Source organism: Kitasatospora sp. NPDC058170 (assembly GCF_042883905.1).
In the GTDB taxonomy this organism is placed as follows: Bacteria; Actinomycetota; Actinomycetes; order Streptomycetales; family Streptomycetaceae; genus Kitasatospora.
The window spans coordinates 143,687-161,586 of the sequence record NZ_JBHVUV010000018.1 but is presented as its reverse complement, the minus strand read 5'-3'; the positions used below and the strand labels follow the sequence as shown (position 1 = coordinate 161,586).

Sequence of the window (17,900 nt, the reverse complement as noted above, 5' to 3'; positions counted from 1 at the left end):
CGGTCCGTCCGGCCGGGATCGCCCGGTCCCCCGGTTGTCCCGGGTGGGAGCGGCCGCGGCGCGCAATACTGAACGGCATGAGCGACAGCCATGACGATCGCCAGGTGCAGCGCGAGTCGGCCAGGTTCCGGGTGCCGTGCCCGAACTGCGCCGGAGGTGTCCGGACCCGCGCCCGCCTCGGGGTGCGGGCCGACCGGACGGGCACGGGGTACATCTCCGAGACCTGTCCCGACTGCACCGGGCAGGGGTGGATCCCGCTCGGCAACGGCGAGTGGAAGCGGCGGTCGGCCTAGCCCGGCGCCTGCCTAGGCCGTGGCCGTGGCTGTGGGCGTGGTGGCGCGGTCGGGGCGGCAGAGGCGGACGCAGACCTCGGGCTGCGGGGTGTACGCCGGGTCGAGCTGCCAGCCGTGCTCGGCCGCGATGCGCAGGACCTGCTGGGCGCCCGCACCGCGGTAGGTCGCGAGGTTGATCCGGATCCGGCGGACGAAGGTGCCGTCCGCGGCCACCGCATGCCGGTTCGGCCCCTTGTCCCGGGCGGCGTCCTGGCGGATGTCGCGGGCCAGGATGCGGCGGATGTGGCGGTCCCAGGCCGCGGCGCCACCGGTCAGCTCCGCCCAGAACGCGCGGGGCCCGACCGCCCAGCGGGCGCCCCAGCGATCCCAGTAGTCCGGCTCGGCGCGGCCCGCCCAGAAGGTGAGCAGGCAGTAGACGGGGACGTAGACGACCTGCAGCACCAGGATGAAGGGGAGCAGCAGGGCGGACCTGGTCGGGCGCGGCCCCCAGGGTGTGCCGGGCGCGGCGGGCGGGTCCTGCGGACCGGGCGCGTGGACCTGCGCCGGGGCGGGGAACCGGCGGCCGAGCCGGACGTGGTCGTGGTCGCCGCTGTCGACCACCCCGTGCCAGCCGTGGCGCTCGGCGAGGCGCACCACGCCGGCCGCGCCGAGTCCGCGGTAGAGGCGCAGGGCGAGCCTGACCTGCACCGCGCGGCTGAGGTCGGCGGCGACATCGCCCCCGCCGGCGGCGTACTCGGCCTCGGCCGTGCGGATCCGGCGCTCCAGGATCGGGGCCACGTAGCGCTCCCAGTCCTCGGGGCGGCCGGTGAGCTCGGCCTTCAGACGGCGGGGCGGGATGAAGGAGCGGTTGACCTTCAGCCAGGCGTCCGAGTCCGGGCCGGAGGGGCCGCCGCCGCCCGCCCAGAGCAGGAGCGCGATCAGGGCGGCCAGGGCGGCGATCCAGAGCGGGGCGTAGATCCACTGGAGCGTGAACTGGAGCAGGACGGCGATCCGGCTGCGGCGCGGCTCGGGGCCGGGGAAGCCGCCGGGGGCCGACGGGGTGGGGGCCGGCCGGGCGGGTGCCGGCTGAAGGGGCGCCTGCGGAGGGGGCGCGTACTGGGGCGACCCGGGCTGGGGCGACCCGGGCTGCGGCGGGACGGGCTGCGGCGGGACGGGCTGCGGCGGGACCGGCTGGGGCGGGACCGGCTGCGCGTACGGGTTCTGCTGGTACGGGTCCGGCTGCTGGTACGGGTTCTGCTGGTACGGGCCCGGCTGCTGCGGCACCGGCTGCTGGTACGGGTTCCCCTGGCCGTACGGGTTCTGCGGCGGTTGCCCGTACCCGCCTCCGCCGTAGTACCCCTGATGCTCCGACACGCCCGTCCCCCTGTGCCTTGATCGAGTCGACGGCACACCCTATCCGGGGCACCGGACGGGGGAGGGTGCGAGGAGCGCGGGCTCAGTTCGCCAGCGGGGTGTCGACCTGGTCGCGGTCGATGGTGAGGGCGGCTCCCCCGTAGGTCTCCTCGACGTTGCCGCGGTACTGGTGGACGCGCTGGTGGTCGGTCCAGAGGTCGGCGGCGAGGGCGCCGCCTCCGGCGGTGTCGGCGCCGTCGTTCCAGCGCGCGTACCAGATGCTGTCGGGCAGCGGGAAGCTGCCGGCCCGGGCGGCCGCCGCGAGGTCGGCGATGCCGGAGTCGAGACTGGAGTAGAAGCCGGAGCGGTAGCCGTCCGCGTGCAGGCCCTGGGTCCAGCCGAGGGTGAAGTCGACGACCCCCTGGCCGCAGGCCGCGTCCCGCATCGGGTACGCCTCGATGTCGAGGAAGACCGGACTGCCCGGGCCCAGCCCGACGGCCTTCAGGCCGCGGACCGCCTCGGCCGCCTCCTCCCGGCCCTGCTGGACGGCGCGGACCGGGTCGATCCGCGCGGGCTTGCCCTTGAGCTCGCTGCACGGCGCCTGCAGCCCGACGTGGACCGGCAGGAACTGCCAGCCCATCGCCCGCGCCTGGCGGACCCACTCCGCGCTGAGCCGGGGCTGGGCGCAGCCGCGCTGGGACCCGCTGGTGTAGATGCCGACCGCGCCGTACGGGGAGGTGCCGCGCCAGGCGCGGAGGGTTTCCAGCGGGGGCGCGGTACAGGTGTCGAAGGCCGCACCGCTGTAGAGGTCGCGGTGGCGGGCGGGGGGCGGACCGGGCCGGTCCGGCAGCACGGTGCCCCGGATCCGGGGGACGTCGGCGGCGACCGGGGAGGTCGCCTCGGCCCCCGCGCCCGTCAGGCCCGTCCCGTCGGTGGCGAGGAGCAGGACCAGGGATGCGGCGGTGAGGGCCGCCGGGCGGAGATAGCGCACCCGCCATTGATACTGACGGACCATCGGACGATTGCGGCAACCGCGCCGCATGTGCCGCCGGAGCTCACCCTTTCAGCCGCACCCGTCCGCATCCGTCCGCATTTTGGTAACGAGCTTGCCCCGCGCTTACTCCTTACGGCAAACTCGCCTCTATGCCCACGTCCCCTTCCGTCGAAACCGCCGCCCCGACGCCGGCCGCCGCCGTCGCCGAGGCCCTTGCCATGCCGCCCGCCCCCAAGGGCGAGCCCGCCGGCGAGCGCGGTGGCTGGCGACGAGGCGGGGCTCCCGGCACCGAACCGCCCCCGGGCGCGCAGCCCGCCCGGCCGACCGGCCGGCGGATCCCGAAGCTGATGCGGCGCCCGGAGCGGATCCCGGCGCCGCTCTTCTGTCTGGCCGCGATGTTCCTGGTGCAGCTCGGCATCGCGCTCTCCAAGCCGCTGTTCGGCCCGCTCGGCGTCAGCGGCACGACCTTCCTGCGGCTGGGCTTCGCCGCGGTCCTCCTGCTGGCCGTCACCCGGCCCCGGCTGCGCGGGCGCCGTCCGCGCGACCTGGCCGCGGCCGGGCTGCTCGGGATGGCCTCGGCCGGGATGACCCTGCTGTTCGCCGGGGCGATCGACCGGCTGCCGATGGGCACCGCGGCGACCATCGAGTTCCTCGGCCCGCTCGCGGTGGCGCTGGTCTTCGCCCGGCGGGCCAGCCACCTGCTCTGGGCGCTGCTGGCGGCCGGCGGGGTGGCGCTGCTGACGCTGCTCGGCGAGGGCGGCGGCGGTTCCTCGCTGGACCCGGTCGGGCTGGCGTACGCCTTCGGGGCGGCCGCCTGCTACGCCGCGTACATCCTGTTCACGGACAAGGTCGGCGCCGCCTTCCAGGGCTTCCAGGGCCTCGCCGTCTCGATGACGGTCGGCGCGCTGACGCTGGCGCCGTTCGGGCTCGGCCAGGCCTGGGACGGACTGACCGCGCCCGGCGCCTCGCCACTGGTGCTGCTGCTCTCGGTGGCCGGGGTGTCGCTGCTGCTGCCGGTGATCCCGTACACGCTGGAGATGACGGCGCTGCGGCGGATGCCGCAGCGGGTGTTCAGCGTGCTGGTCAGCCTGGAGCCCGCGGTCAGCGCCCTGGTCGGCCTGGTGGTGCTGGGCCAGCTGCTGGGCGGGCCGCAGCTGGCCGGCATCGGCTGCGTGGTGGCGGCCAGCGTGGGAGCCACGCTGACCGGCCGGCGCTGACCGGCCGGCGCTGACCGCTCCGGGGCTGCGCTCCTTCGTGCGGCTCGCGGCTTCCCGCGGGCCCGGACCGGTCGCTCAGGGCCAGAGCAGGGTGCGCGACCACTCCGGGGTGCGGACCGGACCCGTCCGGGTGTAGCGCAGCCGGACGTGGCCGCGGTTGGCCTCGCCCTGCCAGAACTCCACTTCGTGCGCCCACAGGGTGTAGACCGCGTGGCCGGCCGCGACGGCGTCCGGGGTGGCCTCCAGCCGACGGCGGGCGGACGCGGAGGCCTCCTCGTACTCGCCGAGGGAGGCCAGCGGCTCGCTCTGCCGGCCGACCAGGGAGGCGACCCGGGAGGCCGGGGAGCGGGTGGCGAACTCGGCCGCCGCGACCTGGTCCGCGGCCCGCTCGACGGTGCCGCGGACCCGGATCTGGCGCCCGAGCGGCGGCCAGTAGAGGGTCATCGCGGCCGCCGGGTGGTCGGCGAGCTGACGGCCCTTCGGGCTGTCGGCTGCGGCCGAGAAGACCCAGCCGGTACCGGAGGCGTCCACGTCGCGCACCACCAGGACCCGGGCGTCCGGGAGTCCGTCGGCGTCGACCGTGGAGAGCGTGACCACCTGCGGGTCCAGGACGCCGGCCGCGAACGCGGTGGCGAGCCAGTCGACGAACAGCGGGCCGGGCTCGGCCGGGGCGGTGTCCGGGTCGAAGGACGGCAGCGGACGGGCCATCGGCGGGCGGCCGAGCAGCAGCTCGGGTACGGACCGCGGCTCGGGCCTGGTCCCGGACCTGGCCTCCGACCCGGATTCCGACCGGGATTCCGACCTCGGCTCGGACCCGTGGTCCGGTCGCGGTGCGGGCGTGGCCTCGCCCGGGCCGGTCAGGCCCTCCTCCTCCGCTGCCATCGCGCCCTTCCCTCCGGTTGCCTCGGCCGCAGCCCCGGGCGGTCGGTCGGGCCGACGGGGCCCGGGCGCGGGGTGCGCTGTCGGAGCGCAACCGTACCGCCGAGGGGTGACGGTCCCGGGCGCGGGCCCTTGCTGCGGGGTGACCGGGCGGGGGCGGACCGGGCCGACGGTCCGTTCCGAGAGCGCATCGAGGGCACATCGAGGGCACATCGAGGGCGCTTCCGTGGCGCCCCACGGGTACTTCGAGCACGCTTCGAGGCCGCTCCGGAGCTGCTCCGACGGCGGGCCCGGGCGCACCGGTGGGCGGTGTCGATGATCGACACCGCCCACAAGGCCGGCTCGCGGTGACCCTTTCCGCTACCCGGTTCCGTGCTTCGCTTCGAGCCCCGCCGCAGGTGCTCAGCTCACCCGCGGCCACCCACCTCCGGCGCCCCCGCCGGTGGTGGCATCCGTCTCCGTCAGTGGAAGACCGGGGCGAAGACGATGTTGAAGTTCTTGTTGGACTGGCCGGCCAGGATGACGCCCGCGTTGTCCTTCACCGCGAGGGTGTTGGCCTGGTTGGAGGCACCGGAACCGGTGGCCGTCTGCTGCGTGGAGACGTAGTTGCCGTCGACGGAGCCGAAGACGTTGCCCGTCCCGACGTTCGACACCACGCTGCCGTTGGATCCGTCGTTGGCCGCCGCGCCGTTGTCGGCGGCGGCGGCACCGGCTCCCGCGAGCAGCAGACCGGCGGCAAGGGGAGCCGCGAGCAGGAGACCGGCCACTCGGTGGGTGCGGATGCGAGCCATAAGATCCTCCAAAAAACTGAAAATAGTTCATTGCCGTACATGGTGTGCGGGAGTCCGTCGGCCAGACGAACACCTGCGGGCTGCGACGCCGAGAGACAGACTTCCGCAACAAATCGACAAAGCACCACCTCCCCGGGGCCTTTTCGCCCGTTAGCGTGATATCCGGGCCTGGGTGCATAACGAGCGAACCAGCGGTAACCACGCCGACACACCGCCATCGAGCTGGGATTTCGCTCGAACGGTGGCAGCGCCGGAAGCCCCCTGGGCGGGCGCGCGTGCACCATCCGAGTGACCCCACGCACTACCCCAGCGCGCGACACCAGGAAATGCGCCCCCTCATGGTGCGGTCGGCCACCCTTGTCGACATATCCAGCCATTCTCAGACTATTCAAAAAATCCGATAAAGCAGCAACGCGTCCCCGCATTTCCACTCCTCGGAAATTCGGGGACGCGAGGACATCAGAACGCCAGGACGCCAGGACGCCGGGACGCCGGGACGCCGGGAAAGAGACGGCAGGAAAGAGAGGTGCGGGCAACGGCCGGTCGGACGATCAGACCGCCTTGCCCGGGTTGAGGATCCCCAGCGGGTCGAAGACCGCCTTCAGCTGCCGCTGCAGCTCCATGGCCACCGGCCCCAGCTCGCGCGCCAGCCAGTCCCGCTTCAGCAGCCCGACCCCGTGCTCGCCGGTGATGGTCCCGCCCAGCTCCAGCCCGAGCTCCATGATCTCGTCGAAGGACCGCTGCGCACGGGCCGACTGCTCGGGGTCCGCGGCATCGAAGATGACGATCGGGTGGGTGTTGCCGTCGCCCGCGTGGCTCACCACGCCGATGGTCAGCTCGTGCCGCTCGGCGATCACGGCGACGCCGTTCAGCATCTCGGCCAGCCGCGAGCGCGGTACCGCCACGTCGTCGATCATCGTGGTGCCCAGCCGGTCCAGCGCGGGCAGCGCCAGCCGCCGCGCCTCCAGCAGCATGTCGGACTCCGCCTGATCCTCGGCCGGGACCACCTCGGTCGCGCCGGCGGCCCGGCAGATCGCCTCCACCGCCGCCAGCTCGGCCGCCGGGTCCGGCCCGTCGAAGGCCACCAGCAGCAGCGCCTGGGTCGACTCCGGCAACCCCATCCGGCCGAGCTCGTTGACGGCCCGGACGCTGACGGCGTCCATCAGTTCCATCAGCGACGGCGTGAGGCCGCGTGCCATCACCTCGCAGACCGCCGCGCCCGCCGTGTCCGCACTCGGGAACTCCGCGGCCAGCGCCAACTGCGCGGCGGGGGCGGGCCGCAGGGAGACCACCGCCCGGACCACCACGCCCAGCGTGCCCTCCGAGCCGACCAGCAGCCGGGTCAGGTCGTAGCCCGCGACGCCCTTGGCGGTCCGACGGCCGGTGGAGAGCAGTCGGCCGTCCGCCAGCACCACGTCGAGCCCGAGCACGTACTCGCTGGTCACCCCGTATTTCACGCAACACAGGCCGCCCGCGCCGGTGCCGATGTTGCCGCCGATGGTGCAGGACTCCCAGCTGGACGGGTCCGGCGGATACGCCAGGCCCAGCTCGGCTGCCGCCCTGGAGAGTTCGGCATTGATCACGCCGGGTTCGACCACCGCGATCCGGTTCACCGGGTCCAGTTCCAGGATGCGGTTCATCTTCACCATGGACAGCACGATGCAGCCGTCCACCGCGTTGGCCGCGCCGGAGAGTCCGGTGCGGGCGCCCTGCGGCACCACCGGGACGCGCAGGTCGGTGGCGGTCCGCAGCACGTGCTGGACCTGTTCGACCGTCTCCGGGAAGACCACCACCGCAGGGGTCCCGGCCGCGCAGAAGCCCGCCATGTCGCGGCTGTAGGCGGCCGTCACATCCGGGTCCACCGTCAGCGCGCCGGGCGGGAGGCCCCTGGCCAGCCGGTCCGTCAGATCACTCATCGCCGTCTCCGATCGCCGCCGGGGGTGCGGGCCCGCCCTGTCCCGCCGCACTCTGCCCCGTGCCCGTGGGAGCGGCAAGTACGCGCACCGACCGCTTCAGACCCGCTTCAGGTCCGCCGTCCGGCCTCCGCCCGCTCCCCCGCCCGCTCCTCCGCCCGGTTCGTTGACCGGTTCGTTGACCGGTTCGTCCGGCGGAGCGCGACCGACCCGAACGCGGCGACCCCGGCGGCGCCGGTGGCGAGCGCACAGAGCGCCGTCGGCCAGCGGGCGCCCACCGCGTCGGCGAGCAGGCCGAGCAGCCCGATCGAGAACACCAGGGCGGCGCTCTGCACCAGCGTCAACAGGGCCTGTACCCGGGCCAGATGGGTCGACGGCGCGCCGCCCAGCACCAGCGGGCCGAGGTGGCAGGCGAACAGCCCCGCGCCGATCCCGGCCACCGCGCTGCCCGTCACCGCCACGCCCACACCCGGGGCCCAGGCCAGTGCCGCGATCCCCGCCGAGGCCGTGCAGAGCCCGGCCGCCGCCCCGACCCCCGCCCTCGGCAGGCCGCCCCGCCAGGACACCAGGCCCGCCACCACGAGCACCCCGGCCCCCTGGCCGCCCGCCACCAGGCCGGCGGCCCCGGCACCCCAGTCATGGGTCCGGGCGAGCAGCGGACCGAGCAGCGAGACCACCGGCAGCAGCGCCCCCGCGGCGGCGCCGGTGAGCAGCAGCGCCGCCCGCAGCAGCGGGTCGCCCAGCGCCAGTCGGACCCCGGCGACCGCCTCGCCCAGCAGGCCGTCCTGCCCAGAACCGGCCTGGCCGTCGCTGATCGGTCCGTCGCTGTTCGGTCCGGTGCCATGAGGACCGCTGCCAGCTGTGGCAGCACCGGCCGGGGCGTCCGCCGGCCGGGTCGGGCGGATCCGGAGCAGGACCAGCAGCAGCACCCCGAAACTGGCCGCGTCCGCCAGGGCCGCCCCCAGCAGCCCGCCCGCCGCGACCAGGGCGCCGCCGAGCGGCGCCCCGAGCAGGGCGGCGAGCTGCCCGCCCGCCTGCCGCAGCGCCAGGGCGCGCGGCAGCTGTCCGGCGTCCACCAGGCGGCGCGGCATCGAGCCGCTCGCCGGGAGGTAGAACGCGTCGACGGTACCGATCACCACCGCCGTCGGCACCAGCAACCACAGCGGAGTCCCCCACCCGCCCGCGGCCAGGGCGAGCGCGGCGGTCGCGACGAGCATCACCGCGTCCCCCGCGAGCATCACCCGGCGGGCCCCGAACCGGTCCGCCACCGCACCGCCCAGCAGGACGAAGGCGGTGCGGGGCAGCGTGATCGCGGTCAGCACCAGTCCCGCCGCGCCTCCGCCGTGGGCCGAGGCGGCCCAGCCCAGGGCGAAGTAGAGCGCGGCATCACCGAGCAGCCCGACCTCCGTCCCGGCCAGCCAGAGCAGGTACGGACCGGGCAGCGCGGCCCGGCGCGGGGCGTCGACGGTGGTGGTTGCCATGCCCGCCGACCGTAGGGCCCTCGACCAGGTCGAAGGCAAGGCCGGTCCGCCGCGCGCCGGGCCGTGCCTCAGGCCCGGACCACCGGCTCCTGGAACTCCGTCACCCACCCCGCCGTGTCCTCGGGGCACTCCAGGTACAGCTCCCGGGCGTACCCCGTGGAGCGGTAGCCGCCCTCGTCGACGAAGCGGGCCAGGGTCTGGAAGGAGGGCAGGCAGTCGTCCATCGAACCGCGGTGGACGATGGTCGCCGCCTCCTCGATCTCCGGCAGGTCGAGCACCGCGAAGTCGTACGCCCCGGGCGCGTCCACCCCGGCGCCGACCGTCACGGCCGCCCGGACCAGCACCGAGCCGTCCCCCGCCGGGGTGTCCTCGTACCGGGCGACCGACGGACCGGCCGCCTCCACCCCGGCCGCCGCCATCCGGCGGCACAGCTCCTCGAAGAGCGGGCCGATCACCGGCCCGATGTCCTCCGGCTGGTAACTCGCCGCGACGGCGGTCAGCTCCGCCACCCGCACCGACGGGACCCGCTTCACCACGACATCGTCCGCAGGCATGATTCCCTCGCTCTCGATGGTTCGGAGCCTCACCTCGACCCGGGCCAGCCGCTGGGCGTCCGCCGCCATCGCGGCGGCCAGCTCGGCGCGCCGCAGCCGCAGCATCCCGCGCAGCTCGGCCGCGTCCACCTGCTCGTCCAGGACGGCCTGCACCTGTTGCAGGGTGAAGCCGAGGTCCTTGAGCGCGATGACGCGGTTGAGCCGGGCCAGCTGGGCGGCCTCGTAGGAGCGGTAGCCGCTGGCCGGGTCGACACGGGCCGGGCGCAGCAGTCCGATGGCGTCGTAGTGACGCAGCATGCGGACCGACACCCGGCCGTGCTTGGCGAAGTCTCCGATGTTGAACATGATTCCTCCAGTGCAGACCCTCACACCGTGTCATGGTCAAGTACCGGCCGACGCCGCCTCCCCTCTGCCGCCCGTCCGCCGCCTTTCCGACCCACCGCCGGCCCACCGACTCGCCGCTCCGCCGGTTCGTCAGTCCGTGACGTCGAACCCCCGGCGGCCGCCCAACTCCCGCAGGCTGCGCTGGCCCGGGATGCCGTTGGCGTCCGTGCCCGAGTAGCCGAGGCTGCGCTGGAAGGCCGCGTACGCCTCGACCGTCCGGGTGCCGAGCGAGCCGTCCACCCAGCGCTGCTCCAGGAACCCCTCGTCGGCCAGGGCCTGTTCGACGATCCGCACCTCACCGCCGTAGGTCTGGTGGCCCTGCTCGGCCCCGGGGTCGGTGCGTGCGGCGGTGACGACGTGCGCCAGCGAGACCCGCCGGGGCGAGGGCAGCCGGCCGAGCAGCCTGCGCAGCGAGTCCTCGCCCGGCACACCGTCCGCGGCGGTGCCCGAGTAGCCCAGACTGCGCTGGTAGTCCTGGTAGTTGAGGGTGTCGGCGTCGCGCCAGTCCTCGTCCGGCCCGGCGGTGTAGTGCGAGCCGTGACCGGCGGACACCAGCGCCTCGCCCACCTCGCGGACCTGCGGGCCGTGGGCGCCGTAGCCGTACTCCAGGCCGTTGATGGTCACCCGGTAGCGGGCCGGGCCGGAGTCCGCCCGGGGCGGCGGCAGCGGCGTGCTGCCGCCGGTGCCACCGCCTCCGCCTCCGCCTGCGGACCCGGCGACGATGCCGGGCAGGACGACGTCGTAGAACTGCCGCACCCGGGCGTCCCCCGGGCAGGCCGTCCCGCCGTCCGACCAGTCCGGGAACATCCGGTGGAATCCGTACCCGGGGTCGTCCGCCGTCCGGCAGGCGCGCAGCGGGATCCCGTGCGTGCGGTGCAGCCAGACCCCCAGCGCGGTGAGCGCCGCCACCTGCGCGTCCGTCCAGGGGTCGGTGTGCCGGTCGTTGCTCGCCGACTCGACGCTCACCGCCCCGGTGCCGTCCGCCCTCCGGTTCGCCTGCATGTTGGCGTCGGCGCGGGTCTCCGTGCCGACGAACTGGCCGACGCCGCCGTCGTATCCGACCCCGAAGTGCGACTCCAGGTTGGTGCTGTCGCGCCAGTACTCGTAGATCCGCCGCGGCGTCCAGGGCGCCGCGATGCTGTGGAAGATCACCTGCGTCGGCACGATCGCCGGCTGCTCGTCCGACTCGGGCTGCAGCTCCATCCGCTCTGCACCGGGGTACCAGGCCATCCGCGTCTCCTCACCGGGCGCGCACCAGGGGCAGTTCGCCCCCTTACGTCCGGCTAACGCTCGCCCTGTCCCCTCGCGAGGACGCCCCCTCCGCAAACCCCCCTTCCGAGTGAAACCGGACAACTCCCCCTGACGAAGCAGCGGCCCCGGAGGGTCAGAAGAGCCTCCGCCGCCGCTCCAGCTCCCCGGCGGACCACCAGAACTGCAGGTCGCCGTGGTCCAGGCTCAGCGCCTCGCACACGTACTCGTGGAGGAAGGCCTCCGCATCGCGCAGGGCCGCCGTCCGGCCCTCCGAGACCTCGCCGTAGGCGCTCGGCTCCAGCCCCAGGGAGTCGGCCATCCAGGCGGAGTACCACTCGTAGATGTCCTCGGAGCCGAACTTGACGGCGCTCGCCAGGAATTCGCCGCCCTCCACCTCCAACTCGACCGCACACAGCCGGGAAAGCGCCTTTGCCGCCCGATCCGCGCCGCCCTCACAGGAGTTGGGCGAGGGCATCCCTCCGGCCCCGTACATGACGGTCGCCCGGAACGAGGCGATCTCCTTGCGCCAGGCGGTCACCTCGGACTGGAAGCCCAGGTAGGCACTTGTCAGGCGGGCCGCCCAGTGCGCGTTCGCGGCCCGCCCCGAAGGCCGGCCGAGCAGTCGCTTGTACTCGCGCATCGCCATGCGATCGATGTCACCGCGATCGAACCGCGTATGGCAGTTGGGGCAGAGCACGATCATGTTGTCGAACTCGTGGCAGCGCACCTCGGCCCACGGCCTGATGTGCGCGAGCTCGACCAGGTCGGCCCGGCACGTCGGTATGGCACACCTGTGGCCGGCCTCCACCAGGAGTCGCCGCGCAAGAGGTCGGGGAACGGCTGGCCGCTGCTCGGACATGCCGGAGAACCTACCCACCACCACCGACACCCCGGCCACACCGCACCGAGCACCCCGCCCGCCCGCCCGACGGCCCCACCGGGCGAAAACGCAGAGGGCGGGTGCCGGAAGACTTCCGGCACCCGCCCTGAGCAGGTGGTTCTCCTACCAGCGGAGAGCGTGGGATTCGAACCCACGGTACGGGGTCACCGCACGACAGTTTTCAAGACTGTTCCCTTAGGCCGCTCGGGCAGCTCTCCAGGCGGAGGTCAGCCTAACGGGTCCGGCGGGGTTCGGTGCACATGGTTATCGGGTCGGTTACTTGTCGCCGACGCGCTTGTCGAAGGTGACCTTGGTGGTGGAGGTCTGGCCGTTGCGGGTGTACTCGACGTCGACCGTCTCGCCGGGCTTGTGGGTCCAGATCTTGCTGACCAGGGCGGGGCCGTTCTCGATGGGGCTGCCGCCGAGCTTGGTGATGACGTCGCCGGGCTTGAGGCCGGCCTTGTCGGCGGCGCCGCCGGGGGTGACGGCGGGGGTGCCCTGGATGTCGCGGGTGGAGATCTGGGCGCCCTCGCCCTTGTAGTCGTCGTTGCGCAGGACGGCGAGCTGGGCGTAGACCGGCTGGCCGCTCTGGATCAGGGTCTCGGCGACCCACTTGGCCTGGTTGATCGGGATGGCGAAGCCCAGGCCGATGCTGCCGGCCCGGCCGGTGCTGGAAGTGTTGGACTGGATCGCCGAGTTGATGCCGACCACCGCGCCGCCGGAGTCGAGCAGCGGGCCGCCGGAGTTGCCCGGGTTGATCGACGCGTCGGTCTGCAGGGCGTTCATGTACGAGGACTGGGCGCCGGTCTCGTCGCCGGAGGCGACCGGGCGGTCCTTGGCGCTGATGATGCCGGTGGTGACGGTGGACTCCAGGCCGTACGGGGCACCGATGGCGATGGTGGCATCGCCGACGTTGACCTTGTCGGAGTCGGCCAGCGGGAGCGGGGTGAGCTTGCCCTTCGGCGTGTCGTCGAGCTTGACGACGGCGACGTCGTACCCCTCGGCGCGGCCCAGCACGGAGGCGCCGTAGGTGCTGCCGTCGGCGAACTTGACGGTCAGTTTGCCGCCGTTGGACGCGGGCGCGACCACGTGGTTGTTGGTCAGGATGTGGCCCTGGGTGTCGAAGACGAACCCGGTGCCGGTGCCGGACTCGCCGTTGCCCTGCGCCTTGATGGTGACGACGCTCGGCAGCGCCTTCTGCGCGATGCCCGCGACGGAGCCGGGGACGGGCTCGCTCTTCTGCGGGTTGTTGGCCTGGACGGTGGTGCTGCGGTGGTCGTCCGCGGCGCTGACGCTGCGGTCGTTGCGGTCCGCGACGGCGACGCCGACCGCGCCGCCGGCCACACCGGCGACCAGGGCGACAGCGGCGATCAGGGCGACCAGGCCGCCGCGCTTGCGGCTCGGGCCGCCGGGGCCGCCCGGGCCGGGCGCACCGGGGTACTCAGCCGGGTAGCCGAGCGGGCCGCCCGGGTAGCCGGGGCCGCCGGGCGTACCGGCGCCGGCCGCGCCGCCGGCCGTGGAGTCGTGCAGGCCCCAGCCGCCGAGCGGCTGGCCCGCGCCGAAGGGGTGCTGGGGGTGCGCCCCGGGCACTCCCGGGGCGGCCTGCGCTCCGGGGGCGGGCGGGGGGCCGTACGGGTCGTGCGGCGCGGCCGCGAGCGGGGCGGCGGGCGTCGCGTACGGGTTGGTCTCGTGCACCGCGTGCACCGCGGGCGCGACCGGTGCGACCGGCGCCGGGGCGACGGGCGCGGCCGGGGCCGGCGGCAGGACGGGCGGCGGCGCGTCGATGTACCCGGACCCGACCGGGGCCACCGGGGGCGCCTGGGTGACCGGGGCCTCGACCGGCTCCGGGGCACTGACCTTGCTGAACGCCAGCGTCGGCGTGAACCCGCCGGCGACGGGGGCCTCGGGAGCGGCCGCCGGGGCGGTCCCGGTCACCGGCTGGTCGGCCACGGGCGCCGCCCCGGGGGCGGGGGCGACGGACGCGGCCTGCTGCGCCGGACCGTCATGAGCAGGGCCCGCCACCCCCTGGCCGCCGGAGGGCTGCTCCCCCTGCGGCCCGGTGGACCCAACCTCGCGCTCGGTGCTCACGGACGACCTCCATAGCTGACAGGACCAAGAACCATAGTTTTTCGCACACCCGATTCGATTGCCGTAAGGACCCCTCTGAAGAACTCATAAGAATCCTTAGCCCGCCCCGACAGACCTGCCCGGCGAGCTGCCCGGCGACCTGCCCGGCAGACCGGCCCGGGGCACCGGTGAGGCCACCGGAACAGCCCCGCGGGCAGACCGACGAGCAGACCCACGAGCGGGCCCCGGACGGACCGGCGCACGCCCCCCGGCGCGCCGTTCACTCCGTCCACGACGGACACCCCTGACGTCCCGCGATGCGGACCGCAGGCCGTCTGGCCTTGGCGTTCACCGCCCCGCCGGTTAGCCTGTCGCTCCAAACTGACACGCGGGAGCTTGGACCGACCAGGCTGAGAGTGCGCTGGTCGACGGTACGTCACGGAATCCGTGGACGGATCGTCGAGGGGGCGCAGACCGCCGGAACCTGTCCGGGTAATGCCGGCGTAGGGAGTATCGGCCATGCCGCCTGCTTCGCCATCCTCTTCTTCGGGCGCGTCCGCGTCCAAGGATTTCCCCGAACCGTCCACGGCCGTTCACTCGGACGCCGACGGCCGCGCGCCCGGTTCCACGGCCGGCGCACCCGCCGCGACCTCGACCGCGGTGCTGGACCGGCCCGAGCAGGCCGGGGCCCGGGTCGAGGCCCCGCTGGTGCTGGACACCGAGCCGCCGCGCACGCTCCGCTTCCGGGACCACTTCGCGCTCTGGATGAACCTCGGCGTCAGCCTGATCGGCTTCACCACCGCCGCCACCGTGCTGGGCGCCCCGGGCAGCGAGCTGTCCCTGGCCGCCGCCGTGACCGCGATCGTGGTTGGCACGGTGGTCGGTACCGCGATGCTCGGCGTGGCCGCGCTGATCGGCGCCCGTACCGGCGCTCCCGCGATGGCCAACCTGCGCGGACTGTTCGGGACCCGCCTCTCGTACGTGCCGACGGTGCTGAACATCGTCCAGTGCATCGGCTGGGGCGTGTACGAGCTGCTGGTGATCGCGATGGGCGCGCAGACCGTCGCCCACACCGAGGGCTACCGCTGGCTCTTCGTCGTGCTGGCGGGCGCGGTGACCACCGCGCTGACCATCTGGCCGCTGGGCGCGATCGCCGTGCTGCGCCGCTTCGTGGCCGGAGCGGTGGCGGTCGCGATGGTGTACTTCACCGTCCAGCTGGGCCGCCAGGGCGTGCCCGACCCGGGCGCGGGCAACTGGCACGGCTTCCTGAAGGCCACCGACGCGATGATCGCCGTCTCGATCTCCTTCGTGCCGCTGGCCGCCGACTACACCCGGCACTCGCGCACCCCGCGCGCCGCGTTCTGGGGCAGCTTCTCCGGCTACACCGTCGCCCAGATCTGGTGCTACGTGCTCGGCCTCTTCGCGCTGCTGCAGTCCGGCGGCGACGCGACCCGGATCTTCGACTCCTTCCTGGGCGTCTGGGCCGGCTGGGCCTTCCTGCTGGTGCTGGTGCTGCGCGAGACCGACCAGTCCTTCGCCAACGTGTACTCGACGGCGATGTCGGTCCACAACCTGCTGCCGAAGGTGGACCGCCGGGTGCTGACCGGCGGCACCGGCCTGCTGATCACCGTGCTGGCACTGCAGATCACCGAGTTCACCGACTCGTACTACGCCTTCCTGGGCCTGATCGGCTCGGTGTTCGTGCCGATGTTCGCGGTGCTGGCGGTGGACTACTTCCTCGGCGCCGGCCGGCGCGGCTGGAACCTGGCCGACGACGCGCCGTCCCGCTGGATGATGCTGCTGCCGTGGGCGCTCGGCTTCGCGGTGTACCAGCTGATCGCGCCGACCGCGATCGCCGGCTGGTGGACGGACTTCTGGACCTCCGTCCAGGAGGCGCTGCACTTCACGCCGCAGGAGTGGACCTCGGCCTCGCTGTTCGGCTTCCTGGTGCCCGCCCTGGCCACCCTGGCGCTCACTGCGCTGACCCGCGGCCGGCGCTGACCACCGCGCCCGCAGGCGAAGACGGCCCCCCAGGTTGGGGCCGTCTTCGCTTTCGCGTCACCTGCGCCGCCTATCGTGGACGGCGTGACCAGCCCTGACCTCTCCCCGGCGGCGGCGCGGACCGCGCCGCCCGTCCAGGTGATCGCCCACCGCGGCTCCTCGCACGCGCTGCCCGAGCACACCCTCGCCGCCTACCGCCGGGCGCTCGCCGAGGGCGCCGACGCCGTCGAGTGCGACGTCCGGGTGACCGCCGACGGGCAGCTGGTCTGCGTCCACGACCGCCGGATCGGCCGGGTCTCGGACGGACGGGGCACGGTCTCCGCGATGACGCTGGCGCAGCTGGAGGCGCACGACTTCGGCGCCTGGAAGACGGGCACGCCGAGCGCGGACCCGGAACTGCGGAGCGTGCTGCGGCTGGAGAGCCTGCTGGAACTGGTCGCGGACTGCGGGCGCCCGGTGGACCTGGCGATCGAGACCAAGCACCCGGTCCGTTTCCGGGGCCGGGTGGAGTCCGAGCTGCTGCGGATGCTGGACCGGTTCAAGATCACCGGCACGCCGGACGGCGACCGCCCGCAGGCCCGCATCATGAGCTTCTCCGCGCTGGCGCTCGGCCGGGTGGCCGCCGCCGCGCCGCAGTACCCGAGGGTGTTCCTGTTCGAGAGCACGCTGCCGCTGCGGGGCCGGCTGCGGCCGGGCGCACCGCTGCCGGGCGGGGCCCGGATCGCCGGGCCGGGCATCGACCTGGTGCGGGCCCGGCCGGAGCTGGTGACGCGGCTGCGCGGGCTGGGCCACCAGGTGCACGTCTGGACCGTGGACGAGCCGGCCGACGTGGAGCTCTGCCTGGAGCTCGGGGTGTCGGCCCTGATCACCAACCGCCCGGCGGAGGTGCTGGCCCAGCTCGGCCGGTGAACCGCGCCGGGCGCCCCGGCCCACAACGTTCCCCGGCCTACAGCGTGCCCGGAGATCGGCTGGAGCCGGACACCCGGACCGGTCGATCGCCCCGGGGCGGGATCAAACGTTTCGCCGACGTTCTTTGCCGGAAATTATGCGCTTTCACAACGCAGGGTGAGCATCGAATCACCTGTCGCGCACCGTGCGTCGCACGGCTTGAAATGTCCGCGCAGGATCGGCCCGCGGTCGTTTCCGACGCATTACCAAGGGGCATCCATCCCTCGGCATACGCTGAAGGAGGTCCGGGGGTGGCGTTGATGGTGGCGCGTGAAGTGCCGACTTCATCGACCATGGCAGTGCCGCACGGCCCAGCGAGTGTCGGGGTCGCACGGCGCCGACTGCGTCGAGATCTGGGTGACCGGGAGATACCGGAGCCGGTCATTGATGATGCTGTTCTGATCCTTTCCGAACTGTTGAGTAATGCCTGTCGTTATGCCCGGCCGCTCGGCCCGCTGCCCGCACTCGGGCGCAGCGCCCGCGCGGAGGTGGTCGGCGGCGTGCTGGTCGGCGTGCCGACCGGCGCGTCCGCGGCCGGCGCCGAGCCCGCGCAGGACGCCGGCGGCGTGCTGGTGCGCTGGCAGATGCACGCGGACGGGATCCTCACCCTGGAGGTCACCGACGGCGGGGCGCAGACCCGTCCGTCGCCGGCCAGTCCGTCGCTGAGCTCGCGCGGCGGCCGGGGCCTGAGCATCGTCGACCAGCTGTCCAGTGACTGGGGCGTGCGCGACGCGCCCGGTGAGGTGACGGTGTGGGCCGCGCTGCCCGCCCGGGCCCGCCATGCGAGACGGACCGGCGGTGATGCCCGCAGCGCCTGACGGCGCACCCCTGTCCGCGGGGGCCGTCCGCCCCCGAGTCCGCCCCGGCGCGTGCCCACGCGCCGGGGGAACGTCAGTAGGCTGCCCGGAGCACAAC

General features: G+C 74.1%; 15 protein-coding genes, 1 tRNA gene and 1 riboswitch. Of the genes, 5 read left to right on the top strand and 11 right to left on the bottom strand.

The features are described 5' to 3' along the window. The first annotated feature begins 77 nt into the window (after window positions 1-77). Window positions 78-293 carry a hypothetical protein gene (locus ACFVVX_RS21455; protein WP_387947843.1) on the top strand — a complete coding sequence of 72 codons (216 nt, stop codon included), beginning with the start codon at window positions 78-80 and terminating at the stop codon, window positions 291-293. 12 nt (window positions 294-305) lie between these two features. On the opposite strand, the gene ACFVVX_RS21450 is transcribed toward ACFVVX_RS21455, so the two are convergent. Together ACFVVX_RS21450 and ACFVVX_RS21445 are read right to left on the bottom strand one after the other, a co-directional pair. Continuing rightward, window positions 306-1,646 carry a hypothetical protein gene (locus tag ACFVVX_RS21450; RefSeq protein ID WP_387947841.1) on the bottom strand — a complete coding sequence of 447 codons (1,341 nt, stop codon included), beginning with the start codon at window positions 1,644-1,646 and terminating at the stop codon, window positions 306-308. An 82-nt stretch (window positions 1,647-1,728) separates the two neighbouring features. Continuing rightward, the gene (locus ACFVVX_RS21445) at window positions 1,729-2,616 is read right to left on the bottom strand and encodes a DUF1906 domain-containing protein (protein WP_387947839.1); all 888 of its coding nucleotides are present in this window, start codon (window positions 2,614-2,616) and stop codon (window positions 1,729-1,731) included. Between the two features lie 152 nt (window positions 2,617-2,768). Between ACFVVX_RS21445 and ACFVVX_RS21440 the strand changes: the two genes are divergently transcribed. Then, entirely contained in the window at window positions 2,769-3,836 is a 1,068-nt protein-coding gene (locus ACFVVX_RS21440; RefSeq protein ID WP_387947837.1) for a DMT family transporter, read from the top strand. Between the two features lie 75 nt (window positions 3,837-3,911). On the opposite strand, the gene ACFVVX_RS21435 is transcribed toward ACFVVX_RS21440, so the two are convergent. The 9 genes from ACFVVX_RS21435 to ACFVVX_RS21395 all read right to left on the bottom strand — a co-directional run bounded on the left by ACFVVX_RS21435 (window position 3,912) and on the right by ACFVVX_RS21395 (window position 14,057). Next, a complete protein-coding gene (locus ACFVVX_RS21435) occupies window positions 3,912-4,718 on the bottom strand; it encodes a pyridoxal 5'-phosphate synthase (RefSeq protein ID WP_387947835.1) in 807 nt (268 codons plus the stop codon). A 458-nt stretch (window positions 4,719-5,176) separates the two neighbouring features. Continuing rightward, entirely contained in the window at window positions 5,177-5,506 is a 330-nt protein-coding gene (locus ACFVVX_RS21430) for a hypothetical protein (protein ID WP_387947833.1), read from the bottom strand. 551 nt (window positions 5,507-6,057) lie between these two features. Further along, window positions 6,058-7,422: an FAD-binding oxidoreductase gene (locus ACFVVX_RS21425; RefSeq protein ID WP_387947831.1), complete on the bottom strand. Its 1,365-nt coding sequence runs from the start codon at window positions 7,420-7,422 to the stop codon at window positions 6,058-6,060. 107 nt (window positions 7,423-7,529) lie between these two features. Further along, window positions 7,530-8,900, bottom strand: coding sequence for an MFS transporter (locus ACFVVX_RS21420; RefSeq protein WP_387947829.1), 1,371 nt, complete (start codon window positions 8,898-8,900; stop codon window positions 7,530-7,532). A 68-nt stretch (window positions 8,901-8,968) separates the two neighbouring features. Continuing rightward, window positions 8,969-9,799, bottom strand: coding sequence for a MerR family transcriptional regulator (locus tag ACFVVX_RS21415; protein ID WP_387947827.1), 831 nt, complete (start codon window positions 9,797-9,799; stop codon window positions 8,969-8,971). A 129-nt stretch (window positions 9,800-9,928) separates the two neighbouring features. Continuing rightward, window positions 9,929-11,068, bottom strand: coding sequence for a peptidoglycan-binding protein (locus ACFVVX_RS21410; protein ID WP_387947825.1), 1,140 nt, complete (start codon window positions 11,066-11,068; stop codon window positions 9,929-9,931). 154 nt (window positions 11,069-11,222) lie between these two features. Beyond that, window positions 11,223-11,948 (bottom strand): HNH endonuclease, encoded by a 726-nt coding sequence (locus ACFVVX_RS21405; RefSeq protein WP_387947823.1) that lies wholly within the window; start codon window positions 11,946-11,948, stop codon window positions 11,223-11,225. A 151-nt stretch (window positions 11,949-12,099) separates the two neighbouring features. Next, a tRNA-Ser gene (locus ACFVVX_RS21400) sits at window positions 12,100-12,187 on the bottom strand. Window positions 12,188-12,245: 58 nt separating this feature from the next. Beyond that, entirely contained in the window at window positions 12,246-14,057 is a 1,812-nt protein-coding gene (locus tag ACFVVX_RS21395; RefSeq protein WP_387947821.1) for a S1C family serine protease, read from the bottom strand. Between the two features lie 357 nt (window positions 14,058-14,414). Then, a riboswitch (TPP riboswitch) is annotated at window positions 14,415-14,563 on the top strand. Between ACFVVX_RS21395 and ACFVVX_RS21390 the strand changes: the two genes are divergently transcribed. The 3 genes from ACFVVX_RS21390 (at window position 14,556) to ACFVVX_RS21380 (ending at window position 17,803) form a co-directional block, all read left to right on the top strand. Next, entirely contained in the window at window positions 14,556-16,037 is a 1,482-nt protein-coding gene (locus ACFVVX_RS21390) for a purine-cytosine permease family protein (RefSeq protein WP_387947819.1), read from the top strand. It overlaps the preceding riboswitch by 8 nt. 84 nt (window positions 16,038-16,121) lie before the next feature. After that, entirely contained in the window at window positions 16,122-16,946 is an 825-nt protein-coding gene (locus ACFVVX_RS21385) for a glycerophosphodiester phosphodiesterase family protein (RefSeq protein ID WP_387947817.1), read from the top strand. 290 nt (window positions 16,947-17,236) lie between these two features. Then, complete coding sequence (locus ACFVVX_RS21380) at window positions 17,237-17,803, top strand: ATP-binding protein (RefSeq protein ID WP_387947816.1); 567 nt, start codon at window positions 17,237-17,239, stop codon at window positions 17,801-17,803. Window positions 17,804-17,900: the final 97 nt, after the last annotated feature.

Coding starts and splice junctions, on each gene's coding strand:
- ACFVVX_RS21455 (WP_387947843.1), top strand. CDS start 78: ATGAGCGACAGCCATGACGATCGCCAGGTGCAGCGCGAGTCGGCCAGG.
- ACFVVX_RS21440 (WP_387947837.1), top strand. CDS start 2,769: ATGCCCACGTCCCCTTCCGTCGAAACCGCCGCCCCGACGCCGGCCGCC.
- ACFVVX_RS21435 (WP_387947835.1), bottom strand. CDS start 4,718: ATGGCAGCGGAGGAGGAGGGCCTGACCGGCCCGGGCGAGGCCACGCCC.
- ACFVVX_RS21430 (WP_387947833.1), bottom strand. CDS start 5,506: ATGGCTCGCATCCGCACCCACCGAGTGGCCGGTCTCCTGCTCGCGGCT.
- ACFVVX_RS21425 (WP_387947831.1), bottom strand. CDS start 7,422: ATGAGTGATCTGACGGACCGGCTGGCCAGGGGCCTCCCGCCCGGCGCG.
- ACFVVX_RS21420 (WP_387947829.1), bottom strand. CDS start 8,900: ATGGCAACCACCACCGTCGACGCCCCGCGCCGGGCCGCGCTGCCCGGT.
- ACFVVX_RS21415 (WP_387947827.1), bottom strand. CDS start 9,799: ATGTTCAACATCGGAGACTTCGCCAAGCACGGCCGGGTGTCGGTCCGC.
- ACFVVX_RS21410 (WP_387947825.1), bottom strand. CDS start 11,068: ATGGCCTGGTACCCCGGTGCAGAGCGGATGGAGCTGCAGCCCGAGTCG.
- ACFVVX_RS21405 (WP_387947823.1), bottom strand. CDS start 11,948: ATGTCCGAGCAGCGGCCAGCCGTTCCCCGACCTCTTGCGCGGCGACTC.
- ACFVVX_RS21390 (WP_387947819.1), top strand. CDS start 14,556: ATGCCGCCTGCTTCGCCATCCTCTTCTTCGGGCGCGTCCGCGTCCAAG.